The organism is Actinoplanes octamycinicus, assembly GCF_014205225.1.
Lineage (GTDB): Bacteria > Actinomycetota > Actinomycetes > Mycobacteriales > Micromonosporaceae > Actinoplanes > Actinoplanes octamycinicus.
The window spans coordinates 1481394-1507225 of the sequence record NZ_JACHNB010000001.1; the positions used below are offsets into that span (position 1 = coordinate 1481394).

At 70.4% G+C, this 25832-nt stretch carries 20 protein-coding genes, 2 tRNA genes and 1 other RNA gene; 7 read left to right on the forward strand and 16 right to left on the reverse strand.

Translation table 11 applies throughout. The features are described 5' to 3' along the window. Window positions 1–88: 88 nt before the first annotated feature. The 5 genes from leuA (at window position 89) to BJY16_RS06615 (ending at window position 5713) form a co-directional block, all read left to right on the forward strand. Window positions 89–1813, forward strand: a complete 1725-nt coding sequence (gene leuA / locus BJY16_RS06595; RefSeq protein WP_185038217.1) for a 2-isopropylmalate synthase — start codon at window positions 89–91, stop codon at window positions 1811–1813. A gap of 60 nt (window positions 1814–1873) precedes the next feature. Then, complete coding sequence (locus BJY16_RS06600) at window positions 1874–2521, forward strand: HNH endonuclease family protein (RefSeq protein ID WP_239177446.1); 648 nt, start codon at window positions 1874–1876, stop codon at window positions 2519–2521. Next, window positions 2521–2907: a hypothetical protein gene (locus BJY16_RS06605; protein ID WP_185038218.1), complete on the forward strand. Its 387-nt coding sequence runs from the start codon at window positions 2521–2523 to the stop codon at window positions 2905–2907. Before BJY16_RS06600 ends, BJY16_RS06605 begins: the two co-directional genes overlap by 1 nt. A gap of 64 nt (window positions 2908–2971) precedes the next feature. After that, the gene (locus tag BJY16_RS06610) at window positions 2972–4033 is read left to right on the forward strand and encodes a calcium-binding protein (RefSeq protein WP_185038219.1); all 1062 of its coding nucleotides are present in this window, start codon (window positions 2972–2974) and stop codon (window positions 4031–4033) included. A 108-nt stretch (window positions 4034–4141) separates the two neighbouring features. Then, on the forward strand, window positions 4142–5713 hold the full coding sequence (locus BJY16_RS06615) for a beta-N-acetylhexosaminidase (RefSeq protein WP_311775302.1): 1572 nt from the start codon (window positions 4142–4144) through the stop codon (window positions 5711–5713). A gap of 199 nt (window positions 5714–5912) precedes the next feature. Here BJY16_RS06615 and BJY16_RS06620 read toward each other — a convergent pair whose 3' ends face one another. The 9 genes from BJY16_RS06620 to ffs form a co-directional block, all read right to left on the reverse strand. Further along, a complete protein-coding gene (locus BJY16_RS06620; protein ID WP_185038221.1) occupies window positions 5913–6950 on the reverse strand; it encodes an ABC transporter ATP-binding protein in 1038 nt (345 codons plus the stop codon). 19 nt (window positions 6951–6969) lie between these two features. After that, window positions 6970–7992, reverse strand: coding sequence for an ABC transporter ATP-binding protein (locus BJY16_RS06625; protein ID WP_185038222.1), 1023 nt, complete (start codon window positions 7990–7992; stop codon window positions 6970–6972). 10 nt (window positions 7993–8002) lie between these two features. Continuing rightward, window positions 8003–9004, reverse strand: coding sequence for an ABC transporter permease (locus tag BJY16_RS06630; protein ID WP_185038223.1), 1002 nt, complete (start codon window positions 9002–9004; stop codon window positions 8003–8005). 114 nt (window positions 9005–9118) lie between these two features. After that, window positions 9119–10903: an ABC transporter substrate-binding protein gene (locus BJY16_RS06635; protein ID WP_185038224.1), complete on the reverse strand. Its 1785-nt coding sequence runs from the start codon at window positions 10901–10903 to the stop codon at window positions 9119–9121. 74 nt (window positions 10904–10977) lie between these two features. After that, a complete protein-coding gene (locus BJY16_RS06640) occupies window positions 10978–11985 on the reverse strand; it encodes an ABC transporter permease (protein WP_185046304.1) in 1008 nt (335 codons plus the stop codon). Window positions 11986–12391: 406 nt separating this feature from the next. Further along, window positions 12392–12985: a recombination mediator RecR gene (gene recR, locus BJY16_RS06645; RefSeq protein WP_185038225.1), complete on the reverse strand. Its 594-nt coding sequence runs from the start codon at window positions 12983–12985 to the stop codon at window positions 12392–12394. A gap of 4 nt (window positions 12986–12989) precedes the next feature. After that, window positions 12990–13289 (reverse strand): YbaB/EbfC family nucleoid-associated protein, encoded by a 300-nt coding sequence (locus tag BJY16_RS06650; RefSeq protein WP_221502375.1) that lies wholly within the window; start codon window positions 13287–13289, stop codon window positions 12990–12992. Window positions 13290–13657: 368 nt separating this feature from the next. Next, window positions 13658–17038 (reverse strand): DNA polymerase III subunit gamma and tau, encoded by a 3381-nt coding sequence (locus tag BJY16_RS06655; RefSeq protein WP_185038227.1) that lies wholly within the window; start codon window positions 17036–17038, stop codon window positions 13658–13660. A gap of 90 nt (window positions 17039–17128) precedes the next feature. Continuing rightward, window positions 17129–17224: signal recognition particle sRNA small type (ffs, locus tag BJY16_RS06660), an RNA gene on the reverse strand. 81 nt (window positions 17225–17305) lie between these two features. Here ffs and BJY16_RS06665 point away from each other — a divergent pair. Continuing rightward, window positions 17306–17390 (forward strand) — tRNA-Ser (locus BJY16_RS06665). A gap of 182 nt (window positions 17391–17572) precedes the next feature. Here the strand turns inward: BJY16_RS06665 and BJY16_RS06670 are convergent. The 4 genes from BJY16_RS06670 to BJY16_RS06685 form a co-directional block, all read right to left on the reverse strand. Further along, a complete protein-coding gene (locus BJY16_RS06670; protein ID WP_185038228.1) occupies window positions 17573–21178 on the reverse strand; it encodes a hypothetical protein in 3606 nt (1201 codons plus the stop codon). A gap of 442 nt (window positions 21179–21620) precedes the next feature. Continuing rightward, window positions 21621–21962: an STAS domain-containing protein gene (locus tag BJY16_RS06675; RefSeq protein WP_185038229.1), complete on the reverse strand. Its 342-nt coding sequence runs from the start codon at window positions 21960–21962 to the stop codon at window positions 21621–21623. Window positions 21963–22154: 192 nt separating this feature from the next. After that, window positions 22155–22364 (reverse strand): hypothetical protein, encoded by a 210-nt coding sequence (locus BJY16_RS06680; protein WP_185038230.1) that lies wholly within the window; start codon window positions 22362–22364, stop codon window positions 22155–22157. Window positions 22365–22710: 346 nt separating this feature from the next. Beyond that, window positions 22711–22800, reverse strand: a tRNA-Ser gene (locus tag BJY16_RS06685). A 116-nt stretch (window positions 22801–22916) separates the two neighbouring features. Here BJY16_RS06685 and deoD point away from each other — a divergent pair. Continuing rightward, on the forward strand, window positions 22917–23630 hold the full coding sequence (gene deoD / locus BJY16_RS06690) for a purine-nucleoside phosphorylase (protein WP_185038231.1): 714 nt from the start codon (window positions 22917–22919) through the stop codon (window positions 23628–23630). A gap of 679 nt (window positions 23631–24309) precedes the next feature. Here the strand turns inward: deoD and BJY16_RS06695 are convergent. From BJY16_RS06695 to BJY16_RS06705, 3 genes are all read right to left on the reverse strand, one after another. After that, complete coding sequence (locus tag BJY16_RS06695; RefSeq protein ID WP_185038232.1) at window positions 24310–24756, reverse strand: nucleoside deaminase; 447 nt, start codon at window positions 24754–24756, stop codon at window positions 24310–24312. 184 nt (window positions 24757–24940) lie between these two features. Beyond that, the gene (locus BJY16_RS06700; protein ID WP_185038233.1) at window positions 24941–25456 is read right to left on the reverse strand and encodes a tRNA adenosine deaminase-associated protein; all 516 of its coding nucleotides are present in this window, start codon (window positions 25454–25456) and stop codon (window positions 24941–24943) included. Between the two features lie 118 nt (window positions 25457–25574). Next, window positions 25575–25778, reverse strand: coding sequence for a hypothetical protein (locus BJY16_RS06705; RefSeq protein ID WP_185046991.1), 204 nt, complete (start codon window positions 25776–25778; stop codon window positions 25575–25577). Window positions 25779–25832: the final 54 nt, after the last annotated feature.

Genomic DNA, 25832 nt, shown 5'->3' on the forward strand with positions numbered 1-25832 from the left:
CCGCGACGAGGCCCCATTCCAGGCCGGCACCTCGTCGCGGAGTTGATGCACGCCGCCTGCTCGACTTCATTGCGACAGGAGCAGTCACATGTCCCACCCCTTTGAGACGCAGCGTCCGAGCGCCATGCCGTTCCAGCGCTACGAGTCGTACCAGAAGCAGTTCTCCATCTCGCTGCCCGATCGGCAATGGCCGGCCCAGGTGGTGGCGAAAGCCCCTCGCTGGTGCGCGGTCGACCTGCGCGACGGCAACCAGGCGCTGATCGATCCGATGTCCCCGGAGCGCAAGCGGCGGATGTTCATGCTGCTGGTGAAGATGGGTTACAAGGAGATCGAGGTCGGCTTCCCGGCGGCCAGCCAGACCGACTTCGACTTCGTCCGCCAGCTGATCGAGCAGGACCTGATCCCGGACGACGTCACCATCCAGGTGCTGGTGCAGTGCCGCGAGCACCTGATCGACCGGACCTTCGAGTCGATCCGCGGCGCCAAGCGCGCCATCGTGCACTTCTACAACTCGACCTCGGTGCTCCAGCGCCGGGTGGTCTTCGGCCTGGACAAGGACGGGATCACCGACATCGCGACGCAGGGCGCCCGGCTCTGCCAGAAGTACGCGGAGATCCACACCCCGGACACCGAGATCTTCTACGAGTACTCGCCGGAGTCCTACACCGGCACCGAGCTGGAGTACGCGCTGGAGATCTGCTCCGCGGTGATCGACGTGATCGACCCCACCCCGGCCCGGCCGCTGATCATCAACCTGCCGGCCACCGTCGAGATGGCCACGCCGAACGTCTACGCCGACTCGATCGAGTGGATGCACCGCAACCTGCCCCGCCGGGACAGCGTGATCCTGAGCCTGCACCCGCACAACGACCGCGGCACCGCGGTGGCCGCCGCCGAGCTGGGCCTGCTGGCCGGCGCCGACCGGATCGAGGGCTGCCTGTTCGGCAACGGCGAGCGGACCGGCAACGTCGACCTGGTCACCCTGGGGCTGAACCTGTTCTCCCAGGGCATCGACCCGCAGGTGGACTTCTCGAACATCGACGAGATCAAGCGCACCGTCGAGTACTGCAACCAGCTGCCGGTGCACGAGCGCCACCCGTACGCGGGCGACCTGGTCTACACCGCGTTCTCCGGCTCGCACCAGGACGCGATCAAGAAGGGCTTCACCGCGCTGCAGGCCGACGCGGACGCCACCGGCACCGAGATCGACGCCTTCACCTGGGGCGTCCCCTACCTGCCGATCGACCCGAAGGACGTGGGCCGCACCTACGAGGCGGTCATCCGGGTCAACTCGCAGTCCGGCAAGGGCGGCGTGGCGTACATCATGAAGGAGGAGCACAAGCTCGACCTGCCGCGGCGGCTGCAGATCGAGTTCTCCGGCGTGGTGCAGCACCACACCGACGAGGCGGGTGGCGAGGTCGGCCCGCAGGCGATGTGGGACATCTTCGCCGCGGAATACCTGGTCGAGCACCAGCTGGCCACCAAGTTCAAGGTGGAGAGCTACAGCACCGCCACGGTGGACGGCAAGGTGGAGATCGACGTCGAGGTGCACCACCGCGGCGTGCGGCGCCCGCTGACCGGGGTCGGCAACGGCCCGATCGACGCTTTCACCCAGGCGGTCGAGCCGCTGGGGATCAAGGCGCGGGTGCTGGACTACCAGGAGCACGCGCTGACCTCGGGCGGCGACGCGCAGGCCGCGGCGTACGTCGAGGTCGAGGTCGGCGACCGGGCGTTCTGGGGCGTCGGCATCGACGCCAACATCGTCAGCGCCTCGATCAAGGCCGTGACCAGCGCTATCAACCGCGCTCGATGATTCACTCCGTCGTGTGCCGCTCGACGGGCGGCACACGACGGACCCGCTTACGCTGAGCGAGTGCCCCCACGTAACTTGCTTCCCCTGCTCCTCACCGCCACCCTGCTCACCGGCTGCCAGACCGTCGACGCCGGATCACCCACCGCCACTCCCGCGACGACGAAGACGACCACCAAGGCGACTGGCAACGTGCGGCAGCAACTCGACAAGCTGACCGTCGTCACCAAGACCGGCTCGATGGCCGGCTACAAGCGCGAGCAATTCCCGCACTGGGACAGCACCGGCAAGAACTGCGACACCCGGGACTCGGTCCTGGAGCGGGACGGCAGCAAGGTCAAGGTGTCCGGCTGCAACGTCGTGGCCGGCACCTGGAAGAGCTTCTACGACGGCAAGGTGCTGGACTCGCCGACCAAGGTGGACATCGACCACACCGTGCCGCTGGCCAACGCCTGGCGCTCCGGGGCGAACAAGTGGACCATCGAGAAGCGCGAGGCGTTCGCCAACGACCTGGACCGCCCGCAACTGCTCGCGGTCTCGGCCACCTCGAACCGGTCGAAGGGCGACCAGGACCCGTCGCAGTGGAAGCCGCCGGCCAGGGACGCCTGGTGCGAGTACGCGACGGACTGGGTCACGGTGAAGAGCTACTACAAGCTGACCGTGACGCAGAAGGAGAAGGACGCCCTCGACGACATGTTGGGAACCTGCTGATGACCAAGAAGAAGCCCGCCGAGCCCGCGGCCGCGCCCGAGCCGGCCGCGCCCGAGCCGGCTCCTGAGACTGCCCCGGCCGCGCCGGCTCCGGATGCGGCCGCGGCCGCGCCGGCTCCCGATGCGGCCCCGGCCGCGTCGACCAAGACCACCGACTTCGTGCCCGGCCCGGGCGGGGTGATGACCGACGAGGTCGGTGTCGTGACCGGCGACCTGACGCTGCGCAGCGAGCTGGCCGGCGATCAGCTCACCCTGCGGGTGCAGTACAAGGACGCCGAGGAGTGGTACACCGTCACCGGCGGCAAGGCCAAGCTCGCCGACCCGTCCGATCTGGACGCTGTGCACCAGATCGTCATCGGCCTTTTGGACCGTCCCGAAGCCGAGTGACACCCGGGTGAACGACTGGTGGATATCCTTCCCCTTCAATTGATCCACGGGGGAAGGATTCACCATGGCACCTGCCCGGAGATGGCGCGTCGGCGCTGTCGCACTCTCCGCCACCCTGCTCAGCACCGCCGCGGCCCTGGCCGGCGGCACCCCGGCCGAGGCCGCCACCAGCGGCAAGGCGTCGGTGAGCCGGTCGCTGGTCACGTTCACGGCGGCGTCCGGCAAGGCGAACCGGGTGGTGATCACCCGGTCCGGCAAGACGGTCACCATCGACGACAAGTACCCGATCAAAGCCGGCAAGGGCTGCAAGGCGGTCCGCGGCGACCGCACCAAGGTCCGCTGCACCAGCAAATACACGCCGTTCCTGTCGGTCACCCTGGGCAGCAAGGGCGACCGGCTCTCCAACAAGACCAACCTGCAGCTGTTCGCGTACGGCAACAGCGGCGACGACGTGCTCTACAGCGGCGGCGGCCAGGACGTCCTCCGGGGCGGCTCCGGCAACGACCGGATCCTGGCCGGCGGCGGCAACGACGACGTGCGCGGCGACACCGGCAACGACCAGCTCTTCGGTGAGGCCGGGCGGGACCTGCTGCAGGGCGACCTGGGCGACGACGTGCTGGCCGGTGGCGCCGGCGACGACGTGCTGCGCGGCGAGCTGGAGGGCACCGACGTCTCGCCGAGCCGGTTCGGCGCGGACACCTTCTGGGGCGGGACCGGGCGGGACTCGGTCTCCTACATCACCCACCACGGCGTCACGGTCGACCTGGACGGCGGCCGCGGCGACGACGGCTCGCCGGGCGAGCACGACACGGTGGGCTCGGACGTGGAGATCGTCTGGGGTTCGCCGGAGAACGACACGCTGATCGGCAACGGCGCGGCCAACCTGCTCGACGGCGCGGACGGCGACGACACCATCCGCGGCGGCGCCGGCGACGACACCCTGGACGGCGGGGCCGGCCTGGACAGCCTCTTCGGCGAGGCCGGCGACGACAGCCTGAACGGCTTCGACCCGAGTCTGCCGGTCGACCAGCGGGTCGACCAGCTGGACGGCGGCAGCAACGTCACCGCGGCCGGCGACCTGTGCCGGGGCACCGAGATCGACGTGCGGACCGACTGCGAGCGCTAGGACCTGCACACTTCCTTCACACGCGGGACGGCGGACCGGCGCCGGACCGCCCTATGCTCGGGCCACTGATGATCATGTGGTTCCTGCGGGATGGCGGTTCGGCGAGCGGTGGGACGGACCAGGATCGGGCTGCTGCTCGGGGTGGCGGCGCTGCTGCTGACCGGGATGACCGGGTCGGCGGGGCGCCGTCCGCCGCCGTCCGGGACGACGCTGAGCAGCGTGATCCCGGCGCCGGCGGAGGTCGTACCGGCGCCGTCCGCTCCTTTCGAGCTGACCGCGAGCACCGTGATCACCGCGACCGGAGCGGCCCGGCCGGTCGCGGACCGGCTCGCCGCGGCCCTGCGCCCGGCCACCGGCTTTCCGCTGCCGGTGCGGGCGGCCGGGAGCGGCGGCATCGACCTGCGGCTCAACGCCACGGCCGACCCCTGGATCGGTGACGAGGGCTATCGGCTGGAGGTCGGCGACGCGGGCGTGGCGCTGCGCGCCAATCGCCCGGCCGGGCTCTTCGCCGGTGTGCAGACGGTGCGGCAGCTGCTCCCTCCGGCGATCGAAGCGATGTCGGTACGCCGTGAGCGCTGGACCATCCCGGCCGGCGTGATCCGCGACCGCCCCCGGTACGCCTACCGTGGCGCGATGCTCGACCTGGCCCGGCACTTCCACCCGCCGGCCGACGTGAAGCGCTTCATCGACGAGATCAGCCGCTTCAAAATCAACTACCTGCATCTGCACCTCGCCGACGACCAGGGCTGGCGGATCGAGATCGACGGCTGGCCGCGGCTCACCACGGTCGGCGGCGGCCCGGGCACCGGGGTCCGCGGGATCGGCGGCGGATTCCTGACCCAGGACGACTACCGCGACCTGGTGCGGTACGCCGCCGACCGGTTCGTCACGATCGTCCCGGAGATCGACATGCCCGGGCACGTGAACGCGGCCCAGGTCGCCTACCCCGAGCTGACCTGCGACGGGGTGGCGCCGCGGCCGCGGATCGACATCCGGGTCGGCTACAGCTCGCTGTGCACCGGGAAGGAGGTCACCTACCGGTTCGCCGAGGACGTGATCCGGCAGCTGGCCGCCCTCACCCCGGGCCCCTACCTGCACATCGGCGGGGACGAGGCGATGTCCACCGCGCACCCCGACTACGTCGCGTTCGAGCAGCGGGTGCTGCCGCTGGTAGCCAGGTACGGCAAGACGGCGTACGGATGGCACGAGATCGCCGCCGCGCCCGCCGCGACCGGCGCGGTGATCCAGTACTGGGCGGTCACCCGGGACCGCCCCGAGGTGGCGGCGGCCGCCGCGGCCGGGGCGAAGGTGGTCCTGTCCCCGGCCGACCGGGCCTACCTCGACATGCAGTACGACCTGCTCACCCCGGGCGGCCTGCACTGGGCCGGGACGATCGAGGTGCGGACCGCCTACGACTGGGATCCGGGCAGCTGGGCGCGCGGCGTGCCGGCGAGCGCGGTGCTCGGCGTGGAGGCGCCGCTCTGGTCGGAGACGCTGCGTGACTACGGCGAGGTGGAGTTCCAGGCGTTCCCCCGGCTCGCCGCGATCGCCGAGCTGGCCTGGTCACCGTGGTCCACCCACGACTGGATCTCGTTCCGCGACCGGCTGGGCGCCTACGGCGAACGCTGGACCCGGCGCGGCGTGCACTTCTACCGCTCCCCCCAGATCCGCTGGTCCTGACCTCGGATCCTTGCCGACCGGCCGCCGGGAACGACTCCGTCCGATCACGACGACGTGCCGATGAACGTCGGCGGACGTGACGTCACCTCGCGGGACGGCGGTTCCGGTGTGCCGACGATGCGCGGAAGGCCGCCCCACCGGAATCACGGCGGGGCGGCCTTCACGTCGTACCCGAAACGGGTCTTGATCGGGGAACTGGTCAGGCCGGGGTCTCGGCCGGTTTGCGGCCGGCCACCGCCTCGTCCTCGACCACCGGGAAGTGGCAGGCGGTCAGGTGCGTCTGCGGGTCGTCGAGCCGCTGCACCAGCGGCGGCTCCTCGGTCGCGCAGATGTCCTGCGCCTTCCAGCAGCGGGTGCGGAACCGGCAGCCGGACGGCGGGTTGATCGGGCTCGGCACGTCGCCGGTGAGCAGCACCCGGTTGCGCTGGGCGCGGTCACGGCGGACCGGGTCCGGCACCGGGACCGCGGACATCAGGGCGACCGTGTACGGGTGCCGCGGGTTCTTGTAGAGGTCGTCGCGGTGCGCGATCTCCATGACCTTGCCCAGGTACATCACGGCGACCCGGTCGGAGATGTGCCGGACCACCGACAGGTCGTGCGCGATGAACACGTAGGTCAGGTCGAACTCGGACTGCAGGTCCTCCAGCAGGTTGACCACCTGCGCCTGGATCGACACGTCGAGCGCGGAGACCGGCTCGTCGGCGATGATCAGTTTCGGCCGGAGGGCGAGCGCCCGGGCGATGCCGATGCGCTGCCGCTGGCCGCCGGAGAACTCGTGCGGGTACCGGTTGTAGTGCTCCGGGTTGAGGCCGACCAGCTCCAGCAGGTCCTGCACGGCTTTCTTGACCCCCTGCGGGGTCGGGATGCTCTGGATCTGCAGCGGCGCCGCGATGATCGAGCCGACCGTGTGCCGCGGGTTCAGCGACGAGTACGGGTCCTGGAAGATCATCTGGACGTCGCGGCGCAGCGGCCGCATCTGGGTCACCGACTTGTGGCTGATGTCCTCACCCTCGAAGACGATCTTGCCACCGGTCGGCTCCAGGATCCGGGTGAAGAGCCGCCCGGCCGTCGACTTGCCGCAACCGGACTCGCCGACCAGGCCCAGCGTCTCGCCGGCCTGCACGGTCAGGTCGATGCCGTCCACCGCGCGGACCGCGCCGACCTGCCGCTTGAACAACCCCTTCGTGATCGGGAAGTGCTTCTGCAGCCCGGTCACCTCGAGCAGGTTCTCGCTCATCGTTCTCTCTCTTCCCCGCTCAGAGGTTGGGTGCCACTTCTTCCTTGAACAACCTGGTGCGTTCCTCGGCAGGCAGGTGGCAGGCGACCGCGTGCGCCCCGCCCGTCAGCACCGGCGTCTCGGTGAACGACCGGTTGCCGTTGCGGCCCGCGTACGGGCAGCGCGGGTGGAAGGCGCAGCCGTCGGGCAGGTTGATCAGGCTGGGCGGCGAGCCCTTGACCGGGGTGAGCCGGTCCCGGACGTCCCGGTCCAGGCGCGGCATCGAGCCGAGCAGACCCCAGGTGTACGGGTGCTGCGGCCGCTGGAACAGGTCGATCGTCGGACCGCGCTCGATGATCTTCCCGCCGTACATCACCAGGACGTCGTCGGCCAGCTCGGCCACCACGCCCAGGTCGTGGGTGATCATGATGACCGCCGAGCCGAACTCCTCCTGCAGGTCCCGGATCAGGTCCAGGATCTGCGCCTGGACGGTCACGTCCAGGGCCGTGGTGGGCTCGTCGGCGATCAGCAGCTTCGGGTCGTTGACCAGCGCCATCGCGATCATCGCGCGCTGCCGCATACCCCCGGAGAACTGGTGGGCGTAGTCCTCGAAGCGGCGCGCCGGCTGCGGGATGCCGACCCGGGCCAGCATGTCGATGGCGCGCTCGCGGGCCACCTTCTTGTTCACCCCGGGGTGGTGCACCCGGTACGCCTCGACGATCTGCGCCCCGACCGTGAAGTACGGGTGCATCGCGCTCAGCGGGTCCTGGAAGATCATCGACATCTTGCCGCCGCGCAGCGCCCGCACGTCCTCGTTGGTGGCGGTGACCAGCTCCTGGTCGTCGAGCCAGATCTGGCCGCTGACCTTGGCGTTGCTGCGGGTGCGGTGCAGGCCGAGCAGGGCCAGCGAGGTGACGCTCTTGCCGGAACCGGACTCGCCGACGATGCCGAGCGTCTTGCCGGCCTCCAGCGAGAAGTTCGACTCGGTGACCGCCTGGACGATGCCGTCGTCCGTCTCGAAACGGACGGTGAGGTCTTTGACCTCGAGGAATGGGCGTGACATGCGCTCTCCCTCAGCCCAGCCGCACGCGCGGGTCGATGATGCCGTAGACCAGGTCCACGATCAGGTTGGCGAAGACGATGAAGAACGCGGCGATCAGTGTGACGCCCAGGATGACCGGCAGGTCGTTGCCGCGGATCGCCTGGAGCGCCTGGTAGCCCAGGCCGCGCAGGTTGAAGACGGCCTCGGTGAGCACCGCACCGCCGAGCAGCGCGCCCAGGTCCAGACCGAAGATCGTGACGATCGGGGTCAGGCCGGACCGCAGGCCGTGCTTGCCGATGACGGACCGCTCCGGCAGGCCCTTCGCCCGGGCCGTGCGGATGTAGTCCTCGCCGAGGGTCTCGAGCATGTTCGCCCGGGTGAGCCGGGCGTAGGTGGCCGCGAAGAGGAACGCCAGCGTGATCCAGGGCAGCAGCATCTGCACGAACCAGTCGCTGGGACTCTCGGTGAACGGCACATATTGGCCCTGTGGCAGCCAGCCCAGGGTGTAGACGAACACCGAGGTGGCGAGCAGACCGGTGAAGTAGACCGGTAGCGAGACGCCGGCCAGGGCGACTGTCATCGCCGCCCGGTCGACCACGCTGCCTCTTCGGAGCGCCGAGATGACGCCGGTGCTGATCCCGCCGATGAGCCAGAGGACCGCGGCGCCGAGCGCCAGCGACAGGGTCACCGGCAGGTCGCTCATCAGCAGCGGGGTCACCTCCTGCTCGGTCTTGAACGAGTAACCGAGGCACGGGGCCGGGCAGTGCGTGACCTCGCTGCCGGTGACGTAGTCACGGCCAGCCACGATGCCTTTGAGGAACTTGCCGTACTGCACCAGGATCGGGTCGTCGAGACCCATCTTGGTACGGATGCCCTCGATCGACGCGGCGTCGGCGGTCTTGCCGATGTAGAGCAACGCCGGATCGCTGCCGGTGATCTTCGGCACCATGAAGAAGACGCCGAAGGTCACGAACGTGACCACGAGCAGCGTGATGACGGCGTTGATCAGCCGCCGGATGAGGTATGCCAGCACGACGTTCGGCCGAAGGACGGGCGGGCACCGGTTGCGAGAACCAGTGCCCGCCCGCCGTGGGCGGCCTTCACCAACCCTTCGAATTACCCGTTGCTATTAGGGCGGACGGCGCTGTTACTTGCCGTCGCTGACGCCGAGGGCCTGGAAGTCGATCATGCCGAAGGCCTCGTGCACGTAGGCGTTCGTGAGCCGCGGGTTGCGGTAGTTGAGCGCCTTGTCGACCACGAACGGCAGGTAGTACGCGCCCTCCATGATCTTGTGGTTGATCTGGTTGTAGAGCTCCGCGGCCTTCGCCGGGTCGGTCTCACCAGCAGCCTGGTCGAACAGGCCGTCGATCGCCGGGTCCTTGATCTCGGACAGGTTGTAGTTGCCGTTCTTCGGGATGAAGCGGCTGTCCGCCAGCGGCTGCATGTAGCCGGCACCGGTCGGGTAGTCCGCGCCCCAACCGCCGATGATGATGCCGTAGCCCTTGGCCTTCACGTTGTCCGGAGCACCGGTGATGGAGGCCTGCTGGGCACCGTCGTACTGCTCGATCTTGGCGTTGATCTTGGCGGCCTTGAGGGCGGCCTGCAGCGCCTCGGCGGTCTTGACCTCGGCCGGCTTGTTGTTACGCACCGCGATGGTCACGTCGAAGCCGTTCGGCTTGCCACACGCGGCGAGGGCCTTGGTGGCCTCCTCGACCTGCGGCTTGCCCTGGAGGCGGTTGAACGGGTCGTACTTGGCGTCCGAGCCGGCGATGTTCGGCGGCAGCATGCTGGTGCCGATGTCGCCACCCGCGATCGGGCCGCCACGCGCGGTCTGCAGCGAGGTCGGGTCGGCGGCGTAGATGACCGCCTTGCGGCACTCGATGTTGTCCAGCGGGGCCACCGAGGTGGCCAGGCCCGCGTACCGGAGGAAGCCGGTGGTCGGGGTGTCCGCGTTCGCCTTCAGGGTCGGGTCCTGGAGGATCTTGGTACGCGCGGTCGCCTGCACACCGGTCTGGCCGGCGTCGAGGTCGACGGTGCCGGCCATCAGCCGGTTGTCCATGTCCTCGGCGTTCGTGGTGACCGTGAAGTTGATCTGGTCCGGCAGCGCCTTGCGGATCGGGTCGGTCGCCGGGTCCCAGTTCGGGTTGCGCACCCAGGTCGCGCCCTTACCGGGCTGGATGCTGCCTTCCTTGAACATGTACGGGCCGGAGGAGGCCGGCGCCGTGGTGTACTGCGCGCCCTTGTCCCGCTTCTGCGGCACCGGGCCGGAACCCGGCATGGCGAGCAGGTAGATGAAGTCGGAGGTCGGCTTCGCCAGGGTGAAGACGATCGTCGAGTCGTCCGGCGTCTGGACCGACTTCAGACCCAGCTTGTTCGGGTCGGTGTCCTTGTACGGGCCCTTGTACTCGCCCTTGGGGTCGAGGATGCCGGGCAGGTAGACCGGGCCGCCGGAGATGACGTCCGAGGCCCAGACCCGCTCGATGCCGTACTTGATGTCCTTCGACGTGATCGGGGAACCGTCGTCGAACTTGATGCCGCTGCGCAGCTTGAAGGTGTAGGTCTTCTTGTCCGCGCTGATCTCCGGCATCGCCTGCGCGAGGTCGGGCTGCAGCTCGAGGCCGGCCTTGCCCGGCGAAGCGGCGTAGTCGACCAGCTTGCGGGTGTAGAGCCGGTTCAGGTTCCACACGAACGCGTAGTAGGCGCGGGCCGGGTCCCAGAAGTCGGCGTCCTGCGCGCTCCACAGGTTCAGCGTGCCGCCCTTGGTGGTGGACGGGTTCACCACGTCGGTGATCGCGGCGTTGTAGGCGGACTTGCCGCCGGTGGAACCGCCACCGCTCTTGTTGTCATCCTTCGAACCGCCGCACGCGGCGGTCGTCAGGCCGAGCGCGAGCGCGACGCCGGCGGCCGCGATCGCCCTAGTCTTCCTGGACACCTGTACTCCTACCTCCTCGAACAGCGAAACCAAATGGATCCGCCGAAATTTGCGATGTTCCAACTGCCGCTGTGTCAGCGGGCCTTCGGATCGAGCGCGTCACGCAGGCCATCACCGAAGAGGTTGAAGGCCAGCACCGTGATGAAGATCGCGGTACCCGGGATGATCATGTACATCGGACTGATGGAATAGGTGGCCACCGCGTCCGACAACATGCCGCCCCAGGACGGGTTGGGTGGCGGAATACCGACGCCGAGGAAGCTGAGCGCCGCCTCGGTGAGGATGTTCGTCGGGATGATCAAAGTGGCGTAGACCAGGATCGGGGCGGCCAGGTTCGGCAGCATCTCCCGGAACAGGATCCGCGGCGAGCGCGCGCCGATGCTGCGCGCCGCCTCGACGAACTCGCGCTCACGCAGCGAGAGCGTCTGACCGCGGACGATCCGGCCGATGTACGGCCAGCCGAAGAACCCGATGATGCCGATCAGGATGAGCATCGCCGACACCCGGCTGTTCATCCCGAAGATCGAGTCGGGCAGCACCGAGACCAGCGCGATCGAGAACAGCAGCTGCGGGAAGGCGAGCAGGAAGTCCATCACCCGGCTGATGAACGCGTCGACCCAGCCGCCGAAGAAGCCGGCCGCGGTGCCGAACAGGACGCCGAGCACGGTGGAGACGAAGGCGGAGAGGAACGCAACGGTCAGCGAGGTCTGCGCGCCGTAGACGATCCGGCTGAACACGTCCCGGCCGCTGGTCGGCTCCACACCCAGGATGAAGTCGGAGCTGATCCCACCGAACGGCTTGATCGGGGTGCCGAAGGTGGCGTCGATCTGGTCCTGGTGGAACTCGTCGATCGGATAACCGAAAAGCTTCGTCAGCACGGGCGCGAGGATCGCCACGACGATCAGGAAGAGGACGACGAAGCCGCCGCCCATCGCCACCTTGTCCCGCTTCAGGCGGCGCCACGCGATCTGCTTCAGCGACCGGCCCGCGATCGCCTTCTCGGCGGGGCCTCGCACCTCAGCCGCGTCGGCTGTCGGCGCCTGCATCTCGTCGGAGATGGGCGCTTCTGGGCCAAGCGACATATTGTTCGCCGGTCCTCTCCCGGCCACCACGGGGCAGAGGAGTCCACAGCCACCGGCGCGCGTGCACGGAAGTCCCACGGCCCGGAGACGATGGCCCACGCTGCCCGCGGTAAACCGATCGGTTATCGCATGCCTCGAGTGCCGGCCCTCGTCGCACCGGCCGAGATCAGGCCGGAACCACGAAGGCACTCGACGGCGGTGGTGGCCGCCGTCGAGAGGAACATTCACCTAATGCGGAGCCTCGGTCAAGCTCACCGACCGCACGCGGATGCTTCCGTGTCTCCCTCGTGATGTCACCGTGACCTAGACGCCGAACAAACGGAAGGTACCGCGTAAGGGGCCCGCAAGTAGCTAATCCGGGCCAAACAGCTTGCATGCCGTTACGCCAGTGTTACCGCAGGTAAATTCAGATCGCGCGGCGACCCTCGAACGCCCTACCCAGCGTGATCTCGTCCGCGTACTCCAGGTCACCGCCGACCGGCAGACCGCTGGCCAGCCGGGTCACCGCGATCCCCATCGGTTTCACCAGCAGCGCCAGATAGGTCGCGGTCGCCTCGCCCTCGGTGTTCGGGTCGGTCGCCAGGATCAGCTCCTTGACCTCACCGGTGCCCAGCCGCATCAGCAACTCGCGGATCTTGAGGTTGTCCGGCCCGATCCCCTCCAGCGGATTGATCGCCCCGCCGAGAACGTGGTACCGGCCGCGGAACTCGCCGGTACGCTCGATCGCGACGACATCCTTCGGCTCCTCGACCACGCACAGCACCTCGTTGGTGCGGCGCGGGTCGCGGCAGACGCGGCACTGCTCCGACTCGGCCACGTTGAAACAGGTGGTGCAGAACCGGACCAGTTCCTTCACCTTGCGCAGCGCCGTGGCCAGCCGGTTCACGTCGGCCGGATCGGCGGACAGGACGTGGAAGGCGATGCGCTGCGCCGACTTCGGGCCCACGCCCGGCAGCCGGCCCAGCTCATCGATCAGGTCCTGGATGGCACCTTCGTACACCGGATCAGAACCCCGGCAGGGAGAGGCCGCCGGTGGCCGGTCCCATCTTCTGCTCGGCCAGCTCCCGCTGCGCCTCGGCGGCGTTGTGGATCGCGGCGAGCACCAGGTCCTCCAGCGTCTCGACGTCGTCGGCGTCCACCGCCTTCGGGTCGATCTTCACCGCCTTGAACTCGCCCAGCCCGGTCACCGTCACGGTCACCAGCCCACCCCCGGCCGTCCCGGTCAGCTCGGCCTCGGCCAGCTCGGCCTGCGCCTGCGCGACCTGCTGCTGCATCTTCTGCGCCTGCTTCATGAGTTGCTGCATGTTCGGCTGTCCACCGGGGCGCATGGCACCGCTCCTCAACTAGTCATCTCTCCCACGGAAACCACCATCAATAACCCGGCGGCCTCCGAATCAACCGCCGCCAGCGTAGCCGCCAGCCTCTCTGCCCCCGGGCAACCACCACGCCACACCCCGACGTCGCACCCAACCGGTCGCAGGACACCCGTTCTGTCGGCGGCTCGGGTTCGAGGCGGTGCTCGTGCACCAGGCCACCCCGCCCCGCCAGGCACCCGCCAGACCGCCGCGCCCCCGGCCACACGCCGGGCGACCACCGAACCGCCGCGGCCCACAGCATTGGAAGACCCGGACCTCAAAGACCCACTTCGAAAAGCAGGCCGCCTGCGGACGGGCTACATCTCGCCGATCTTCTCCGCGCCGAAGGCGTCGCGGAGAAGCTGGAAGGCCTGCTCCTCGCTGCTCTGCCGGGCAGTCTTCTCGTCGATGACCTCGTCCAGCGGCTCGTCGCCCGGGTCGAAGCCCTCGTAGCCGGCTCCGGTCGGGGGCGGGCCGTCATACTCCGGGTCGTAGGGCGCCTCGGGGATCGGCGTGCCGTCGGCCCAGGCCGCACCGCCGGGCTGGGCGTTGCCCGGTTGCCCGGTTGCCGGGCCGGCGGGCGAACGGTTGGCGCCCGCGTTGCGTGCGGCAGCCCGGGCGGCGGCCAGGCCACCGCCCGCATTGCCACCACGGGCCGCGGCCGCCCGGGCCGCCTCCATCGCGGCGGAACGAGCCGGCGCCGCGGGCCTGGTCGCCGCCGGCTTGGTCACGGCCGCCGAATTCGCTGTCGCCGCCGGTGGACCGGCCGGAGCCGGGGACGCCGCGCGTCCCGGAGAGGTGTCCACGGTGACCGAGGCCGACATCGCGGGGCTTGCCTGAACCGCCGGGCCCGCTGGGCTGACCCGACCGGTCTGCGCTGCCTCGCCACCCGGCACAGCGGGCACGGACGAGCCGGACTGCGCCGCCCATCCTTCCGATGCCGCGGGCGACGGCGGGCCGGGCCGTGCCGCCCATCCTTCCGATGCCGCGGGCGACGCCGGGCCGGGCCGTGCCGCCCAGCTGTCCGGTGCAGCCGAGGCCACGCTGCTCTCCGGGCCGTTGCCGACGGCGGTGACCGGCGCGGAATAGGCCCACGGATCGGCCGGAGCCGCATCGTCTGGCCCGGCGGCAGGAGCCGCCGCCGGATGGATGGTCGGGGCTTTGGAGCCCGGTTTGACCGGCTCGGGCCAGCCGTCGTCGGCCGGTGCGGGCGCCGCCGGGCGTGGCGCGGCGGTGCCTGGGCGGACCGGCTCCGGCCAGTCGGTGTCTCCACCGTCGGCACTCGTCGGCTCGGTGGGGGCCGGGCTGGCGGGCGCGACCGGGTTCGCGGCTCGGTCTGCCGGAGGCGGGGAAGAGACGGGGCGCGGTGCTGCCGGACCGTCGTCGTCGGCGTCGGCCGGGGCGCGCTGGGGGCGCGACGGGCGGGACTCGGTGCGGCCGGTGTTGCGCTCCGGGGCCGCCGACGCCGCCGCGACCGGGGCCGCGGCGGGCCGGGTGGCGGCGGCCGGGGCCGTGCGGCGGGCCGCCGCGTGGTCACGACCGGTGGACTGGTCACGGCCGGCGGCCGGCGAGCCCTGTGAAGGACCGGCACCGGGCGAATCATGCGACGCACCCGCGCCGGGCGTGCCGTGTGCGGGGGTGCTGCGCGGCGGGGTGTCGGCGGTCAGCGTGCCGACCTCGCAGTGGATCTGCCAGCGGCCACCGAGGGTGCGGCCGAACTCGGTGGCGATCGCGTTCGTCCAGCGGAGGAAGCGGTCGGCGATGGCCTCGGACGGGGCGACGAAGACCACCGTGTCGCCGCGCAGCTCGCGGACGCCGATGCCGGCGTCCTGCATCGCCTGGACGCGCTGCTGCTGGCGGCCGAGGGACTGCCAGGCGGTGCGGACCTTCGCCAGCCGCTCGTCGACCTGCGGGCGCGGCGGCTCCACGTCCTCCGGGGGCTCCTCGTCCCACGGCGGCTCGTCGTCGTAGTAGTCGGCGGGCTCGGGGTGGGCTCCGTCGGCGACCTGGTTCCAGTCCGCGTCAGGCCCGGCGGCGGACGGATCCGGCGCGGCGGCCGGAGCGGCCGGAGAGGCGCCAGCAGCGGAAGCTGAGTGCGCAGAGCCGGAGGCGGCTGGGACCGACCCGACTGGCGCAGACCCGGTCAGATCGGGGTCAGTCGAGCCAGAAGGACCGGCGGCAGGCGCGCCCTCCGCCGCATCCACGGAAGGCGACACCACCGGCGCGGCAGGCGTCTCACCAGCGGCCGAGGCCCCAGCCGCAGGGACCGGAGAAACAACGGCTTCAGCGGCCGAGGCGGGCACGGCCGGAGCAGGCACTACCGGAGCGGACGCGGCTGGAGCAGACGAGACGGGAGCAGGGGAAACGGGGCGGGCTGGACCACCAGCGGCACGCCGGGCGGCGGCCGCCGCAGCCCGGGCCGCGGCGAGACCGCCACCGCCGGCACCGGCCGGCGCGGCAGCCTCCGGGGTGACTCCGGCCGGAGCGGGGGCCACGGCGGGCTGCTCACCGCGTACGTCAGAAGGGTCGGCAGCGGGCAGCGGACCGCGCCGCTCCAACCGCTCCAGGCGCTGCAGCAGCGCGCCGGTCGAGTCGTCCGCGCCGGGCAGCAGCATGCGGGCGGTGATCAGCTCCAGCAGCAGCCGCGGGGCGGTGGTGCCGCGCATCTCGACCAGCCCGTTGTGCACGATGTCGGCGCTGCGCGACAGGGTGGCGGCGCCGAGCCGGGTGGCCTGGGCGTGCATCGCCTCCAGCTGGTCGGCCGGGCCGTCGATCAGGCCCTTGGCGACCGCGTCCGGCACCTGCTGCAGGACGATCAGGTCGCGCAGGCGCTCCAGCAGGTCGGAGGCGAAGCGGCGCGGGTCGTGGCCGGCCTCGGCGACCCGGTCGATGGTCGAGTAGGCGGCGGCGCCGTCGCCGGCGGCCAGCGCGTCGCACATCTCGTCGATCAGGGCGACGTCGGTGACGCCGAGCAGGGCGACCGCCCGGGCGTAGCTGACGCCCTCCGGACCGGCGCCGGCGATCAGCTGGTCGAGCACCGACAGGGTGTCCCGGGCGCTGCCGCCGCCGGCCCGGACGACCAGCGGGAAGACCGCCGGGTCGACGGTGATCCCCTCGGCGTCGGTGAGCTGCTGAAGGTACGGCCGCAGGGTGGCGGGCGGGATCAGCCGGAACGGGTAGTGATGGGTCCGCGAGCGGATCGTGCCGAGCACCTTGTCCGGCTCGGTGGTGGCGAAGATGAACTTCACATAGTCCGGCGGCTCCTCGACGAGCTTGAGCAGCGCGTTGAAGCCGGCCGACGAGACCATGTGCGCCTCGTCGATCACGTAGATCTTGTAGCGGCTGCTGGCCGGGGCGAAGAACGCTTTCTCCCGGAGCTCGCGGGCGTCGTCGACGCCGCCGTGGCTGGCCGCGTCGATCTCGATCACGTCGATCGAGCCGGCGCCGTCGTTGGCCAGCGACTTGCAGGAGGCGCAGACACCGCACGGGTCCGGGGTGGGACCCTGCTCACAGTTGAGCGAGCGGGCCAGGATGCGCGCGCTCGACGTCTTGCCGCAGCCGCGGGGTCCGGAGAAGAGATAGGCGTGGTTGAGCCGGCCGCTGCGCAATGCCTGCGACAACGGCTCGGTCACGTGCTCCTGACCGATGACCTCGGCGAACGTGCGCGGACGGTATTTCCGGTAGAGGGCGAGAGCCACTCCTGCCACCTCCTGAACGACCGCGCCATTCTCCGTCGAGGGTGTGACAAGAACAAACGACATGCCCCGACCGTGCACGCCCGGGAGGAACGAAAGGACCCCTCGTGCACCCGCCAGAGCCCGCTTATCCTTGCTGCCTTCCGGCCCTGGGGAGGTTCACAGGATGACGCCGCACGAGGGGCTGATCGACAGCCTACCCGGTGCCGCCAAGCCGGGCGCGCGCCCCCCACGCAAGGGGACCGGCGCAGCTCTTGTACTCTGGCGCACGGAGGATTCGCCTAGAGGCCTAGGGCGCACGCTTGGAAAGCGTGTTGGGTTAACACCCTCACGAGTTCGAATCTCGTATCCTCCGCCGCTGAGGCCGGACCCGCTGGGTCCGGCCTCGCTGCGTTTCCGGGCAGATCGGCGGGCGGACCGGGCCGCCGAGGCAATCAGGGATGCCGCTGCGTGAGGCGATCATCGCGTCTCGTATGCTCCGGCACGAAAACAGTGCAGGCGAGGGCCGGCCCCGATCGGGCCGGCCCTCGCCGTCTCTCAGCGCTTGATCCGGCTGCTGGCGCTGGTTCGCTTGCCGTCGTAGTAGCCGGCCTTCTTGGCCACCACGGTCACGGTCAGCTTCTTGCCGGCCCAGGACTTCTTGATCTTCACGGACGACCCGGTGGCGACCAGCTTGCCGTTGACCCGCCACTCGTACCGGTAAGTGTCCGGCTTCGGCCACCAGTACCCGGCCGAGACCTTGACCTTGCGGCCGACCTTGACCGTTCCGGAGATCTTCGGCGCCTTCGCCGCCTTCGGCGGCAGGCCGTAGTTCACCCAGCCGCCGGCGGAGACCGCCGGCGAGTTCAGCCGGTTGGCACGGCGGGCGGTGACGATCACGGCGAGCTTCTTGCCGCGGAGCGAGGCCGGGATGACGTACGACGATCCGACCGCCCCACCGATCGCCGCCCCGTTCGCGGTCCACTGATAGGAGTACGCGCTCGCCGCCGGGCTCCACGACCCGACCACGGCCCGCACCGTCGACCCGACCCGGAGGGTCCCGCTGATCGCCGGCGCCTTGACCAGGGTCAGCCCGGCCGCGGTCACGGTCAGCGCCCCGGCCAGCGTGGTCCTCCGCCCGTCCGGGGCGGTCGCCGTGACGTTCCACGCCCCGGGCAGCGCCCCGGTGAGGTCCGCGGTGGCGGTCAGCACACCGCCGGCGACGCTCTGCACCACCGCCGGGATCGGGGTGGCACCGGTCCGGCTGAGCTGCACCGTGTCGCCGGTGGCCACCTCGCCGCTCAGGGTGAGGGTGACCGGGCCGCTGTTCGGCGCGCTCGCCGGGGCGGCCGAGGTGAGCACGTACGGCTTCGCGTCACACGGCTCGTAGTCGCAGAGCGCGCCCATCCGGAACGGCACGGACCCGCTCGTCCCCTCCCGCGCCAGCACGAACAGCGCGGTCGACGACTTCGGCGCGGGTTGGGCCAGGCTCACGCTGCAGCCATGCCCCCCGGTCACCCAGGAGCAGCGCAGAATCATGCCGCCGGCGCCGGTCGGCGAGAAGTAGTACGGCTCGGCCGCGCCGGTGATCACTGCCCGAAAGGTGCTGCGCCCGTTGATGACCGGCACTGCGACGCAGACCGCGGTGTGCGTGTCGTCCAGGGTGCCGGCGAGACTGAAACCGGGCGCGGCCGCGACTGCGGGGCACTGCGCCGCCGGGTTGTCCACGGTGCCCAGGTTCCAGGTGTCTACCGCATACGGCACCGCGTCGTTTCCGCCGGGCTGCACGAATACCAGGTACGAGGTGGAGCCGCTGACCCGGCACGGGACGAGCACGTCCGAGCAGCGGTCGGCTCCGGACGCGTCGGTGACCCAGTATTTGACGCTTCGGTCAGCGGTGTTGCGCACCCCGAGCCAGTAGTTGTCGGCCGCCGCCGCGCTCACCCGGTAGCACCGGATGTCGTCCCGCGCGGCAAGCGTGCCGGTGGCGGCGATCCCGCCGAGCACCGTGTTGGCCGGCGTCTGGCAGGCCGCGCCGGTGGCGTCCCGCCGGCCGATCCGGTACTGGACGTTCTCGGCGGCCGCGGTCATCACAACCGTGTACGCCTTGCCGGTCTGAAATTTGCACCGGGCCAGCGACGCCGAGGCATAGAGCCCGGTGCTGCAGACCGTGGCGCCGGTGCTGTCCATGACGCCCAGCTGGGCCCAACCGGCGCCGGGGGTGACCGACGCCAGAGTCAGGAGCTCCGAGCCGGCGTGCTGGGTGGCCGGGATGGTCCAGCAGGCGGTGAACCGATCCGCGCCGAACGTCACGGTCGTACTGGCCGGCAGCGTGGGGCAGCCGGTGATCTGGTCCTGCCGCTGCACCACGATCGCGTAGTCGCCGGGCGCCGAGTCCTCCGGCGCGTTGAGCAGCACCCGGTAGGGCGCCGGCCCACAATCGTCCGACGCGCAGGCCCGATTGCCGGCCGCGTCGATCAGCTGGTAGTCCGGGCGGGCCGCGCCGCTCGCCCGGGGCGGGCTCAGCACGCTGACATTGGCGCCGGCCGAGCCGTCGAGCACCAGGCAGTCGGTCTCGCCCACGATGCTGAACGAGCCGCGGATCGCGCCGGTCAGGAGTCCCTGCGCGGTCGCCGGCACGCAGCCCGGGGCGTCCGGAGCAAGGAGCACCGTGGCGAACTGGGTCTCGTCCACCGAACGGCCGGTGCCGCCGAGGATCAGCGAGTAGGTGCCGGCGGCGGGGAACTCACAGAAGTAGTTGGCCGCGCAGAGCCGCTTGCCGTCGGCCGTGTAGACCTGCGCGTACTCCTCGTTGTTCTCGTCGTCCACGGTCCGGAGCAGGTACTTTCCGGCAGCCGGCACGGCCAGCGCGCGGCAGCGGTTGCCGGCCAGGGCACCGGACGGGGCGGTCCCGTACGAACCTGGGCTGACCGCCGTGCAGCCGGTCGCCGCCGAGAGCGACCCGATCTGAACCTTGAGCCCATCTCGACTCTCCGCCTCGACGATCATCCGGTACGGCCCGTCGCCGGGCAGCACGCACCCGTCCTGACGCTCCTCGTACTCGGTGCAGATCTCCGTGCCGGTGCCGTCCGAAATCCAGTTCCGCCCGCCGAGGCCGGTGAACGCCGCCACCCGTTCGCCCGGCTTCGCGTCGAACGGCTGGCAGTAGACCTCCAGCGGGCTGGCCGGCGTGAAGGTGTGCACCGACTTGTCCCAGGCGAGGCCGGCGACCGGCGCGCAGCCCGCGGTGCCGGCCGCGTCGATCATCACGGCATGGGACTTCACCGGCTCGCTCGACCAGCCGCTGTTGCGCAGCCAGAGCGTGTAGTCCCCCTCGGCCGGCAGTTCGCAGACCAGCTTGCCGAAGTGCATGTCGGCCTCGCTGCAGGCCGGTCCGGCGGCGCCGGTGATCTCCCAGCCGACTTGCCCGCCGTCACCGGTCCGAATGATCTTCGCGCCGCCCGTGGCGTGCACGGTGTAGCAGGTGAACTCACCAGCGCTCAGGCTGGCGTCGGCGATCTGGGCGGGCGTGAGCGCCCCGAACCCGGCCACCTCCAGCGTCTCGCAGCCGATCGGCCGGTCCTTGCGGACCAGCCGCAGGGTGTAGTCCACCGCGTTGCCGTACTCGTCGCGCAGGAAGAACGTGTAGGTGCCGTCCGCGGCCAGCGTGCAGTCGCCGCCGCCGAACTGGATCGGGCAAACCTGCTCCCCGGCCGGGTCCCACATCGTCCCGCGGACGTCCGCGCCGGCGTTCTCGACCGACGTGCTGTCGGTGGTCTCCACGGTCAGCCGCATCCCGGCCGTCCCGGCGAAGCGGTAGCAGTCACCGGCGTCGCCGCGGGCCAGCGACCGGGACAGCGGCGTGCCGCGCACGGCGAAGGTGGCCGGGTCGAGGGTGGTGCAGGTGGACGGCTTGTCCCGGGACTCGAAGCCGAGCGCGTAGGAGGCACTGCCCTCGCCGTGGTAGAGCGAGACGTCGACCTGGTGCACGCCGGGCTCGGCGATCGTGCACTCGGTCGGGTACGGCCCGAGGAAGCAGTCCCCGATTTTCGCCGTGACGCTGTCCCCGGTCGCGTTGAACTGGGTGAACACCCGCTCGTCCGGGACCGTGGTGGTGAGGGTCCAGACGTGGTGCCCGGTCCCGGTCAGCTCGGGGCAGGTCACCGGCGTACCCATGACCAGCGGGCCGCCACAACCGGCGGCCGCGACCTTGGCCCGCGCCGCGGCCGGCGGCGAAGCGGAGGCCGACGGCGAAGCCGAGGTCGAAGCCGAGGCTGACGTTGACGCCGAGGCTGAAGCAGAAGGCGAAATGGACGGCGACGACGAGGCCGTCTCGGACGGCGTGGCTGATGCGGCGACTGACGCCGATGACGATGACGACGGGGAGCCCGACGGCGACGGGGACTCTTCCGCCCGTGCCGCGGCCGGCAACCCGACTGCTAGGACCAGGCCGCTGAGCACAGCGGCACTCCAACGCCTCACGAAGATTCCCCCGGCTGGCTCACTGAGATCGTCAGGGATCTTGCCAGGGCGAATATTTACGAACGTGACAATCCCACATATCGGGAAGACGCAGCTCGGAGGCGGCGACGATCCCGTTCCGGCGTCACAGCTGGCCGGCCGCTATCGCGTCGTCCACCTCCGGGAAGATGGCGAAGTACCGGTTCAGGCCGACCGTCTCCAGCAGCGTGGTGAGGAACGGGTTGGCCGCGGCGAAACTGAGCCAGCCGCCGCGCGCCGCGATCACCTCTTTGCTGATCACGAAGGTGCTCAGGCCGATCGAGTCGCAGAACTTCAGACCGGTCAGATCCACCACGATCCGCGGGACCGGCCGATCCAGCAGTCCGGCGAGGGCGGCGCGCAGCTGCTCGGCCGTGTCCGCGTCGAGTTCGCCCTGGAGATGCAGCACGGCGACGTCAGGCCGGTGCTCGGTGATGGTGGCCCGCATGGCGATCGCTTTCTACCCTGTGGATGGAAATTCAGGGTAGATTGCGCAGAATCGCGCACATCGGACTGAACGTGCGTCGCCAACCGGCTTGACACCCACGAAAAAAGGCCGGACCCCGAGGGATCCGGCCTTCTCACAAGGCTGGGCCGAGACAGTCAAGCACCGACGGCGCAGCCCGGGCTCCTGGCGCGCTTACAGCTCGCGCCACCGCCAGCGTGGACCGCGCCACGCGTCGGCCAGGATCATCGCTGACGCCCGGCCGGGACACTGCTGCACCTTCGACTTCCCCTCGGGTCCGCCCAGCTGGGCCTCGACCTCCCACAGAGTGCCGTCGGTGCGGACGTAGACGTCGCGGCGCTGGAGCCGGACGTCGCCATTCCACCAGTGATGCTCAACTCTCACGTGTCAAATTTAAGACAGCCATCGACGAACCTGCCGTGGGGCGAACCTGTGAAACTTTCTCACCGCCCGGTCGGAACCACATTGTCTGATCCGGTGTATTTGGGTTGCGTGACTTGCGCTACACCCCATGTCGCTGGGCCGTCCAAGATTCACTACACAGCGTAATTCAAGGCTTTGACGTGCGACGACATCTCGCTGTTACAAAACCAGCGCTGATCATGGAGAACGTCCGAACGGACTAGGCCGGCACGGTACCCACGGTCGACCCGTTCACGAGGCACACAGAGTGACGCATGGGACCGGAGAAAACAAGAGAGCCCGACCCGGAAACCGGATCGGGCTCTGCTGGCGGTGGCGGCGGGATTTGAACCCGCGGAGGGCGTAAACCCTCACACGCTTTCGAGGCGTGCTCCTTAGGCCACTCGGACACACCACCGGGAAGTACGTTACCGGACGCCCCGAGCGACCTGTCGCCGGGTGCCCCATAACCGCCCGGGACCGCGCTGACCTGGCAAGATCGGCGGCAGGAATCCAACGAGACGGAGTGAGCACATGAGCGTGCACATCGGCGCGAAGCCGGGCGAGATCGCCGAGCGGGTGCTGCTGCCCGGCGACCCGATGCGGGCGAAGTGGATCGCCGAGACCTTCCTGGAGGACGCGGTCTGCTACACCCAGGTCCGCGGGATGCTCGGCTTCACCGGCACCTGGCAGGGACAGCGGGTGTCAGTGCAGGGCTCCGGCATGGGCATGCCGTCGGCCTCGATCTACACCCACGAGCTGATCAACGAGTACGGGGTGAAATCGGTCATCCGGATCGGTTCATGCGGCGCCCTGGCGATGGACCTGAACCTCGGTGACGTGGTCGCCGCGATCGGCTCGGCGACCGATTCGAACATGAACCGGTCCCGCTTCGACGGCCTGATCGACTACGCCCCGGTGGCCGATTTCGGCCTGCTGCGCACCGCCGTCGACACGGCCGCGGCGCAGGGCGTCCCGATCCGGGTCGGCCCGATCCTGGCCGCTGACGCCTTCTACACCGACCGGCCCGACCTGTACGACGCGCTGGCCCTCTACGGCGTGCTGGCGGTCGAGATGGAGTCCGCCGCGATCTACACCATCGCGGCCCGCTACGGCGCCAAGGCGCTCACCATCCTGACCGTGAGCGACCACATCAAGCGCGGCGAGGCGATGGAGGCGGCGCAGCGCGAGCAGGGCTTCAGCAACATGGTCCGGATCGGCCTGGACACGATCATCTCCGACTCCTGAGGCCGGCGCGCCCGAAGATCGGGTTCGAGCGGAGTCGGCATCCGAAACACCCGACGATCGGGTTCGAGTCGAGGCGGCGTTCGAAGCGCCCGAAGATCAAGATCAAGAGCTTGCTGACTCGGATCCGCGCTGATCACTGATCGTCGCTCCCGCCAGGGACCCTTCCGGGCCGGGCTGGCCGCTGCGCGTCCAGAACGCCCGGCCCTCCAGGGCGACGTCCGCGGGTGGTCACGACCCGCCACAACCGCGAACCCCGGATCCGCCCCGAGCCACGGGCCGGGTCCGGGGTTCGGGTTTTGGGCTTTGGGTCTTGGGCTTTGGGCTTTGGGTTTTGGGCGGACCACCGTCAGGGGGCAGTTCGGCCCGGATGCGGCCTCGCGGTCGTGAGGTGGCAGCGGCCTCGCGTCGGCGGCGGGACCGGGCTGTGCGGTTGGGGCGGGGCGCGGACCGTACCGAGGAATGGTCTTGATCCTCAGGTCGGCGCGGAGGGAACAGCAGCGCGGAGGGAACAGCGGCGCGGAAGGGCCACAGCGGCGCGGAGGGAACAGCGGCGCGGAAGGGCCACAGCGCGTAGAGATCAGCGGCGCGGGATCAGCGGTGTGGGATCAGCGGCGTGGGGGTCAGCCGCGTGAGGTTGGCCGCGTGAGGGTCAGCGGCGCGGGGGTCAGCCGCGTGGGGGTCAGCGGAAGAAGTTGCGCATCAGCTGGGCGCACTCGGTTTCCAGGACGCCGCCGTAGACCTCGGGGCGGTGGTTGAGGCGCGGGTCGCGGACGACGTCCCAGAGGGAGCCGACCGCGCCGGTCTTCGGTTCCCAGGCGCCGAAGACGACCGTGGCGATCCGGGCCAGGACCAGCGCGCCGGCGCACATCGTGCACGGCTCCAGGGTGACCACCAGGGTGCAGCCGTCCAGGCGCCACTCGCCCCGGGCCGCGGCGGCCCGGCGCAGCGCCAGCACCTCGGCGTGCGCGGTCGGGTCGCCGGTCAGCTCCCGCTCGTTGCCGGCGGCGGCCAGCTCGGTGCCGTCCGGACCGAGAATGATCGCGCCGACCGGCACGTCCTCCGGTGACGCGGACGCGGCGGACAACGCCCGCCGCATCCACAGCTCATGCCGCTCCCGGCGGATCACGCCGCCGCGCAATCCGCCGCCGCGCAATCCGCCGCCGCGCAATCCGCCGCCGCGCAATCCGCCGCCGCGCGGACCGCCGCCACACGGACCGCAGCCGCGCAGACCGCCACACGCACCGCAGCCGCGCGGACCGCCACACGCACCGACGCCGCGCGGACCGCCAACCGGGGCAGCTGGAGAGCGATCACGCCTCGCGCAGCTCCTCCATCTCGTCGCCGCAGCCGATCCGCTGGCAGATCTCCGCGGTGATGTCGGACGGCAGCATGCCCTCCATGCCGCACAGGGCCAGCAGCCGCTGCGCGGTGATCCCCAGGTCGTTCAGCAGCTCGGCGTCACCGATCGGATCGGCGTCCGGGTCCGCGGCCGGCCGATCGTCCTCGTCGTCATCGTCCGGGGCGGCCAGGTCGTCCACCCCGAGCGCCGGCGTCTCCACCTCGCCGAGCAGCACCGACCCGATCCGCGATTCCTCGGCGAACGCCGAGTCGGACCCGAAGACCCGCAGGTCCTCGCCCTCGTCCAGGCGCAGGATCGCGAGGTACTCGTCGTCGCTCTCGACGAACAACAGCGCCAGCCCGGCGTCCGGCTCGGCATCCCGGAGCGCATCCACCACCTCGTCGATGTCGGCCAGGCCCGAGAGGTCCAGCTCCGACGCAGTCCACCCGTTCTTCCCGCGGGCGACAGCGGCAGCGAAAATCGACACGATTCCCCCAACGCGGTTCTTATCCTCAGCGCCTGACGGTAGCTGGTGCGGTGGCGGGCGTGACGCGCCACGCCCTTGGTCTCGATGAGAGCCGTTCTTTTTCAGAGCCTCGACGAGATCAGCTCGCGGTGCGGCGGCGCGTGGCGATCAGCTCGCGGAGGCGCATGCCACGCGCCCGTTGCGGCGGCGCCGACTCACGCACCGATTTCGCGTGGGCCAGAGCCGCCAGAAGTTCCAGACGGCGACGGCAGCGATCCGCGTCCAGCCGCTGCGGTGAGGGGGCCATGCTGCCGAGCGTGCCCAGCCGTCCGGCGTTCGTCAAGGGTCGATCCGCACTTCGGCAGACCCGGTGCGCAGGGCGATCGACAGCTTCCGG